The sequence below is a fragment of the Clostridium sp. MCC328 genome (assembly GCF_018785465.1).
Lineage (GTDB): Bacteria > Bacillota > Clostridia > Lachnospirales > Lachnospiraceae > Pilosibacter > Pilosibacter fragilis.
In genome coordinates, this window is sequence record NZ_WQPW01000150.1 from 1 (window position 1) to 284 (window position 284).

At 64.8% G+C, this 284-nt stretch carries 1 protein-coding gene; it reads left to right on the forward strand.

Annotated elements, in window-relative coordinates; genetic code table 11:
* Nucleotides 1–12 precede the first annotated feature (12 nt).
* Nucleotides 13–284, forward strand: a 272-nt coding sequence (locus tag GPK83_RS16455; protein WP_215705320.1) for a tetratricopeptide repeat protein, incomplete at its 3' end; no start/stop codon positions are given.

Below are 284 nucleotides of genomic sequence, written 5' to 3' on the forward strand. Positions count from 1 at the left end.
CAGGCGGTGGAAATGGGGAGCCTGAATGCGGTGTGCTGCTTGGGCGTGTGCTATCAATACGGCATTGGCACGGCTCCGGATGCGGAAAAGGCTGCCGAGTTATACTGCAAGGCGGCGGAATACGGTTCGCCCCGCGGACAGATGCTGCTCGCCCGCGCCTTCCACGACGGGATCGGCGTGGAAGCCGACGCTGCCGAGGCCGTGCACTGGGTGCGCGCGGCGGCGTATCAGCGCTACGGTGAAGGTATGTACCGGCTGGGCGTATGCTATGAATACGGCGACGG